Here is a 6,340-nt window from a genome sequence, read left to right on the forward strand (position 1 = left end):
TCTTCTCGATCCCCATGCCGACCGCCGTGCGGGCCAGGAAAAGCAGGTTTTCGTCGGAAAGGATCTCTTCGGTCCCCGGTCCCGGATCCATCCCTTGCGGCCTGCAGTAGCTGCACCGCAGGTTGCACCTGCCGGTGACCGAGAGCCGGAGATAGTTGATCTTTCTTCCGAGGGGGTCGAAAAGACTCATGCCCGTCCTTTCGCGTCGGTCATCGCGCGGGAAAGTTCCTCCCCGCCGGTTTCCGGGATCCGGACCAGGAAATATATCATGCTCCCCCGAGAAAAACGGTTTTTATGAACCGGACGACGGCATCGGGATCGCGGATGTCAAACTGAGGCACCGAACTTTCCACCCGCTCGTCCGTGGCCACGGCGATCAACCCCGGAGGCGGCGGATCGATCAGGGGTTCCCCGGTGGCTTTCCGGTGGACCTCGATCTTGGGAAACCGGGAGGCCTTGTACCCCTCCGCAAGGATGATGTCCACCCCCTCGACGAACCGCGAAAGGATCGACTCGAAGGGGATCTCTTCCCGGTGATGCAGGACGACCGCCGTCTTTTCCCGGGAGGAGATCACCGTGATATCCGCCCCCGCGGCGGAAAACCGGTAACTGTCTTTCCCGGGGTGGTCGATCTCGAAGCGGTGCGCATCGTGCTTGACGGCGGCCACCCGGTGCCCGGCCGCTTTCAGGCCCGCGATGACCTTCTCCATGAGGGTCGTCTTTCCCGAGTTTTTCCGCCCGACGAAGCACAGGACGGGGGGGCGGAAACCTTCACCACTCATTTCGCCCCCCCGGATCGATACGGTTATCCCTCTGTTCCCATATCGCTCGCAAACCGGTTTCCTGCGGGACTATACCTTCACAAGATTCACCTTCGTATCGTAGAACGACACGCTCCCGCCCACCGGGTCGAGCATGCAGGTGTTCTTGAGGTAAGGATCCACCCACATGGCGGCGTTGGCGTGGACGCCGGTCCCCCTCCTCGGGTCGCCCTTGACGAGTTTCCCGTCGATCACGACGTCCGCCGCCCCGGTCGCCCAGTGCCCGTGCCCCAGGGTGAACGTGACCACCCCGGGCATGATCGTTTCGGTCGACTTGACCATCCCGATCATGGGCTTCTTCGCCCCGTTCCCAAGATCCCAGACTCCCTCCTTGTTGGTCGCGGAAACGACCTTGGCCCGGTCCCCGGTCTTGAGCCCGAGTTTCCCGGCGGTCGCCGGATGGATGAGGAGCTCGTTCTCCGGCTTGATGGCAAGCAGCCAATAATCCATGATGGTCCGCGATTTGGTCATCAGAATGTCCCTCTGCGTGATCAGGTGCAGGGGGTACCCGTCGGTCAGCCCCTCTTCCATCGGGGATTTCCCAAGGGCCGACGCGATCGGGATATACATCGCGTATCCGGGATTGGATTTCCCGGTGAACGCGTTTTTCGTCCCGGCGGTCTTCTCCTGGTACAGGTTGATGAGCGACTTGTACTGGTTGGCCGCGTGGTCGCCCTTGTAGATGTCCTTGTACTCCTGGAAGCGCCCGCCGCGGTTCAGGACGTAGACCACCTTCCGCCAGTTCGCCCCGGCGATCTTCTCCCACCGCTCCGGGTCGAACACGGTCTTCGGAAGGTGCTTGCGCGATTCGAGGAAGAGCTTGAGTTCCGCATCGTCGGCATCGGGAACGGGTTTCCCGTCGGTGGCCACGTTGGCGACCATCCGGATGTAGAAATCGTCCGGGCGGGTGAAGTCCAGCCCCGGCCCGAACCCGTCCTTGCCGTACCCCTTCATCCCGAGCCGCTCCGCCAGGGCGAGCTGGAGCGCCTCGTAGGAGCAGGGCATCTCCTCCCCGAAGACTTTCACCGTCTCCGGGATCGGGGCGATGACCGGCTGCCGGATCGGCTGGACCTTGACCGGCATGTTGGGGTGGGACCCCTGCATCTCCCACCGTTCCAGGAACGACAGGTCGGGGAAGATGTAGTCTGCGTACATGGACGTGGTCCCGATCAGGATGTCGCTGCAAAAGTAAAGAGGGACCTTCCCCACGTCCATGAGAATCGGGATGTTGGTTTGCCCCGCGGGAAGGGCGTAGACCGGCGTGCACATGTAGGAGAAGAGGGCCTTGATCGGGTACGGGTAGGCGTCGCCGATCGAGGGGACGATCTCCTCGTAGATGTCCGAGGCGAGGGGCCACCAGTTCCGCTTCGCCGGGTAGCCGGAAAAGAGGGTCGTCTCCTCGTACTTGACGTCGTGCCGGATCACGCTGATCCCGAACTTCCCGTTCTTCCCCGGGGCCATTTTCGCCAGGGCGAACGGCTGCCCCTCCTTGCCGCCCGTCGTGTTGTAGGTCGACGCTTCGATCATCCCCCCCTTCCAGTCGAAGTTCCCGAGGAGGAGGTTGATCGTCATCGCGGAGAGCACGTTATAGAAGCCGTTCGTGTGCTGGGCGATCCCCCGGTGGACGTCCACGACCGCCTTCTTCCCGTGGCTCGTCAGCTCCTTCGCGACCGCTTCGATCTCCTTCGCGGGGATCCCGCAGATCCTCGACCACTCTTCCATCGGCTTCGCGTTTGCCGCTTCGGCGACGAGCTTAAGCCCGGACTTCACCTTGACGTCGCCGATCGCCGCATCGACCAGCAGGTCCCCCGTGACCGGGTTCTTGTCGTCGTTGGGATCGACGGCGACCGGCTTCCCGTCCTTCATCGCCACGAGGTATTCGAAGTCGTGCTCCTTGTCGTCCTTGTCCTTTCTCTTCTCGGGCTGGGCCAGGCCGATCTCGTGGGCCCGCAGGAACTTGCCCGGCTTGCCGTCCTTGTCCATTTTTACGAGGAGGGCGGCGTTGGACCAGGTCGGCTCGCCGGCCGCCTTGGCGGCCGCCTTGTTCGCGCATGCCAGGTACCTGACGTCAGCCTTCTTATTGTTGATGATCCATTGGATGATCCCCGCGAAGAAGGCGCCGTCCTCCCCGGGTTGGATCGGCAGGTACCGGTTCGCCTTCGCCGCCGCCTTGTTGAAGCGGGGATCGACGACGGTCATCTTCGTCTTCCCGCTGACCAGGTTGGGAATGAGCCGGGCGTTCCGGTTGGAGGGGCCGTAGTTGGCGTCGAAGAGGTTCGACCCCACGCACAGGATGTATTCGCTGTTCTCGAAGTCTCCCTGCCAGTAGAACTTCTTGCCGCCCCCGAACTTGCTGTATTCGTACTGCTCGCTCATCGCCTTGCAGGTGAAGTAGAGCGACCCCTGGCACACCGTCGTGTGGCCGTGGGTGTTGACCGTCCCGAAGTAGTCCCCGAAGAACCGCGCGGAGAAGTCCCCCCGGCCGCCCTTCTTCCGCCCCCACATGTAGACCATCTGGTTGTTCCTGGGCCCCAGATCCGGGTGGTCCGGGTCGATGAGGTACGAAAGGTTCGGCGCATGCTTTGCCTTGAATTCCTCGACGGCCTTCTTTTTATCCTTCGCCTTGGCGATCGCTTTCGCGTCCTCGCCCATCTCCTTGGCGATCTTCGGGTCGCGGAGAGCATAGATCTCCTTGAGCCCGGCCACCTCGCGGTTCTCCTCCCCCGGCACGTGGCTAAAGAGCTTCCCGCCACCGACGATCTCGTCGACCGCCCGGTCGAAGGGGATCGTCATCCATTTCCCCTCGCCCCGCTTCCCGGCCCTCTTGATGACCTTCGTGATCCGGTACGGGTCGTAGACGCTCTGGAGGCCCGCCTGCCCCTTGGGACAGATCGCCATGTCGACCTTGTTCAATTCGAACGGAGACGTCCCGTACGGGGCATGGGGGACGGAAACGAAGGGATTGTACGGGTTCCCGTCGATCTTCAGGGCCACGGCGCTGCCGTTCTTCCGGAAGAACTTGACCTTGATGCCGCAGCCGGTATTGCATTGGAGGCAGACGGTATAAAGCGTGTTTTCCGCCCTGACGAGCTCGTACTCCTCCTCGGGGGTGAGTTGCCCCGCCTCGGCCCGGCGCATCAGGTCGGTGGCCCATTCGAGCTGCGAGGCGAGGACCGTACCGCCGAGAACCGCGGTGCACTTCAGGAAATCCCTCCGGTTTATGCCGTCCCAGCGATATCTTTTCTCTTCCATCTCTTCACCTCGACTACGGCAGGATGTAGTAGACCCTGGGTTTGGTCTTCGATTCCCGGGCAAACGACGGGGTGGTCCCCGGATAGCCGATCTTCCCGGCGATGTCCGACGGGCTCCGGTCCTTCAGGTCCGCGTTCTTGAGCTTCGCCTCCCCCTTCGACGACACCTCGGCCAGCACCGTGACCTTGTTCTCCTTGATCATCTTGTGGATCAGGCTCTTTGTATCTTCGGGATCCCCGAAGTAGTTCGCCCGGCAGATGCAGGTGCTCACGCACATCGGGACCATTCCGTTCTTCAGCCGGTGATAGCAGAAATGGCACTTTCGGGCATTCCCGCAGGGGATATGAAACTTCTCGCGGGGCCATTTCCGGCCGTACTCCCAGGTGGGGGACTTCTCGTACTCCTCCTCCTTGGGAGTGCCCTCGGTGTGGAGGCGGCCCGCGTCCAGGGTCCTTGCCTTGTACGGGCAGGCGATCACGCAGCGCCCGCAGCCGATGCACTGCCCATAATTGATCATGACGATGCCGGCGCTTTTCCCCTTCGTGCTCTTCCACGTCGCCTTCCCCTCCCCCTTGTTGGGGCACGCTTCCACGCAGGGAGGGTTGTCGCACTGCTGGCAGGGTCTTGGCGTGAACCGTCTCTTGACGTCGGGAAACGAGCCCGATTCCTCCTCGTAGACCGGCCGGTAGACGACGCCCGGCGGGCTTTTCTGTTCGGCCACGCAGCCCGCCGTGCACGACTTGCACGCCGTGCAGCGCCGGAGATCGATGAGCATCGCCCATTTGCCGTCGGCGGCCGCAAGAGCTCTTTGGATATCTTCCTGGATGACCGTCAGTTCGTCCCTTCCCTCGAACATTTACTTCACCTCCTTCGTGTGGCACGGATTGCAGCTTCCCTTCACGGAGAACGCCGTCTTCCCGTCGTGGCATGAACCGCAGGAAGCCCCCTTTCCCATCTGGGCCATGGTAGCGGTCTTGCGCTTCTCCTTCGTCACGTACAAGGAGGCATGGCATGCCGTGCAGGGAAGGCCCGACTTCCCGACGTGCGCGTCGTGGCGGAAGGTGACGTTGCCGATTTTCTTGACCTCATAGACGATGTCGCCTCCGCCGACCTGCGCGTATCCGGCCGATGTCACGGCGACGAGGAGCGTAAGCACGATCAATGCCCTATTCATGACCAATCCTCCTCCCTTGATCTTGCCTTACCTCATTCTGTATGGGGGTAGAGAAGAAATGCTCGAGGGACGCTTTTTCTCTTAGGATACGGCAAGGGAAGTCCTGACGCATGTCGACCCCTCCCATTCCCTAAAATATGTTGCTAATCAGGGGTTTCCATAAACAAAAATCGTGTTGCGAATGTGGGAAAATAAACCGGTCTTTGATATTTTGAACATCAACCTACTTTCGATATCCGGAGAATGCAAGAATTTTTTCCAGATTTTTTCCCCTGCCGCCGGGAACCGCCAACCGTCCTTCCCGGGGCGGCCGGTCCCGAAGCGGCGAGCGTCTTGCCTGCCGGCGGGGCAAATGTTCGGTTCCCATGATCCCCCCTGTTGTTGATACAATGACTCCCCTGTTTTCCGCACCTCGACAAGGAGAATGGTGAGGATCATGGCGATCACTTACGAGGAGGCGCTTGCCTCGGTACTGCCTTTCGTCCGCACCCGGGATGTCCGCGAGGTTCCCCTCCCGGACGCGGTGGGCGAGGTCCTGGCCCGGGATGTCATCGCCGACCGGAACATCCCTCCCTTCCCCCGCGCGGCGATGGACGGGTTCGCCGTCATCTGGACGGGGAGGGAAACGGAACGACCGTACCGGGTGGCGGGATCGGTCAACCCGGGCACCGTGTGGGGCGGGGACCCCGCCGAGACGGATTGCGTCAGGATCATGACCGGGGCGAAAGTCCCGGCGTCGTTCGACACGGTGATCCAGATCGAGCATGCGGAAGTCGACCGCGAGGGGACCGTCCGGTTTCACACGCCAACCCGCCGAGGGCAAAACATCGCCCAGGAAGGGGAAGACATCCTTCAAGGGGCTGTCCTCATTCCCTCGGGAACGTATCTTTCCGCCCATCATGTCGCCACGCTTTCCTCCGTCGGCCGGTGGGAGGTCCCGGTCTACAGGCGCCCGACCGTCGCGGTCCTTTCGACCGGCGACGAGCTGGTCGAACCGTGGGAGGGGGCCGAAGGCCCCATGATCCGCAACAGCAACGCCCATTTTCTCCTCGCCGCGCTCAACGGTCTCGGCTTCCGGAAAGTCCGGTACCTG

The 6,340-nt window shown here is 62.1% G+C and carries 7 protein-coding genes; 1 reads left to right on the forward strand and 6 read right to left on the reverse strand.

Features of this window, described 5'->3' with window-relative positions:
- The 6 genes from VJ307_05075 to VJ307_05100 all read right to left on the reverse strand — a co-directional run.
- Window positions 1–190: hypothetical protein (locus VJ307_05075; protein ID HJX73511.1), on the reverse strand; the 190-nt coding region annotated here is incomplete at its 3' end.
- Between the two features lie 76 nt (window positions 191–266).
- Window positions 267–782 carry a molybdopterin-guanine dinucleotide biosynthesis protein B gene (mobB, locus tag VJ307_05080; GenBank protein ID HJX73512.1) on the reverse strand — a complete coding sequence of 172 codons (516 nt, stop codon included), beginning with the start codon at window positions 780–782 and terminating at the stop codon, window positions 267–269.
- 69 nt (window positions 783–851) lie between these two features.
- Window positions 852–4,073, reverse strand: a complete 3,222-nt coding sequence (locus VJ307_05085) for a molybdopterin-dependent oxidoreductase (GenBank protein HJX73513.1) — start codon at window positions 4,071–4,073, stop codon at window positions 852–854.
- A 13-nt stretch (window positions 4,074–4,086) separates the two neighbouring features.
- Complete coding sequence (locus VJ307_05090; protein ID HJX73514.1) at window positions 4,087–4,929, reverse strand: 4Fe-4S dicluster domain-containing protein; 843 nt, start codon at window positions 4,927–4,929, stop codon at window positions 4,087–4,089.
- Window positions 4,930–5,247, reverse strand: coding sequence for a cytochrome c3 family protein (locus VJ307_05095; protein ID HJX73515.1), 318 nt, complete (start codon window positions 5,245–5,247; stop codon window positions 4,930–4,932). It abuts the gene before it with no gap.
- A gap of 147 nt (window positions 5,248–5,394) precedes the next feature.
- Complete coding sequence (locus VJ307_05100; protein ID HJX73516.1) at window positions 5,395–5,694, reverse strand: hypothetical protein; 300 nt, start codon at window positions 5,692–5,694, stop codon at window positions 5,395–5,397.
- Between VJ307_05100 and VJ307_05105 the strand changes: the two genes are divergently transcribed.
- On the forward strand, window positions 5,684–6,340 hold a 657-nt coding region (locus VJ307_05105), incomplete at its 3' end, for a molybdopterin molybdotransferase MoeA (GenBank protein ID HJX73517.1). The two genes, VJ307_05100 and VJ307_05105, sit on opposite strands and share 11 nt — an antisense overlap.

The sequence above is a fragment of the Candidatus Deferrimicrobiaceae bacterium genome, assembly GCA_035256765.1.
In the GTDB taxonomy this organism is placed as follows: domain Bacteria; phylum Desulfobacterota; class Deferrimicrobia; order Deferrimicrobiales; family Deferrimicrobiaceae; genus CSP1-8.

Bases quoted from the DNA above. Each gene is read 5' to 3' on its own strand.
- mobB (HJX73512.1), bottom strand. From the start codon at position 782: ATGAGTGGTGAAGGTTTCCGCCCCCCCGTCCTGTGCTTCGTCGGGCGG.
- VJ307_05085 (HJX73513.1), bottom strand. From the start codon at position 4,073: ATGGAAGAGAAAAGATATCGCTGGGACGGCATAAACCGGAGGGATTTC.
- VJ307_05090 (HJX73514.1), bottom strand. From the start codon at position 4,929: ATGTTCGAGGGAAGGGACGAACTGACGGTCATCCAGGAAGATATCCAA.
- VJ307_05095 (HJX73515.1), bottom strand. From the start codon at position 5,247: ATGAATAGGGCATTGATCGTGCTTACGCTCCTCGTCGCCGTGACATCG.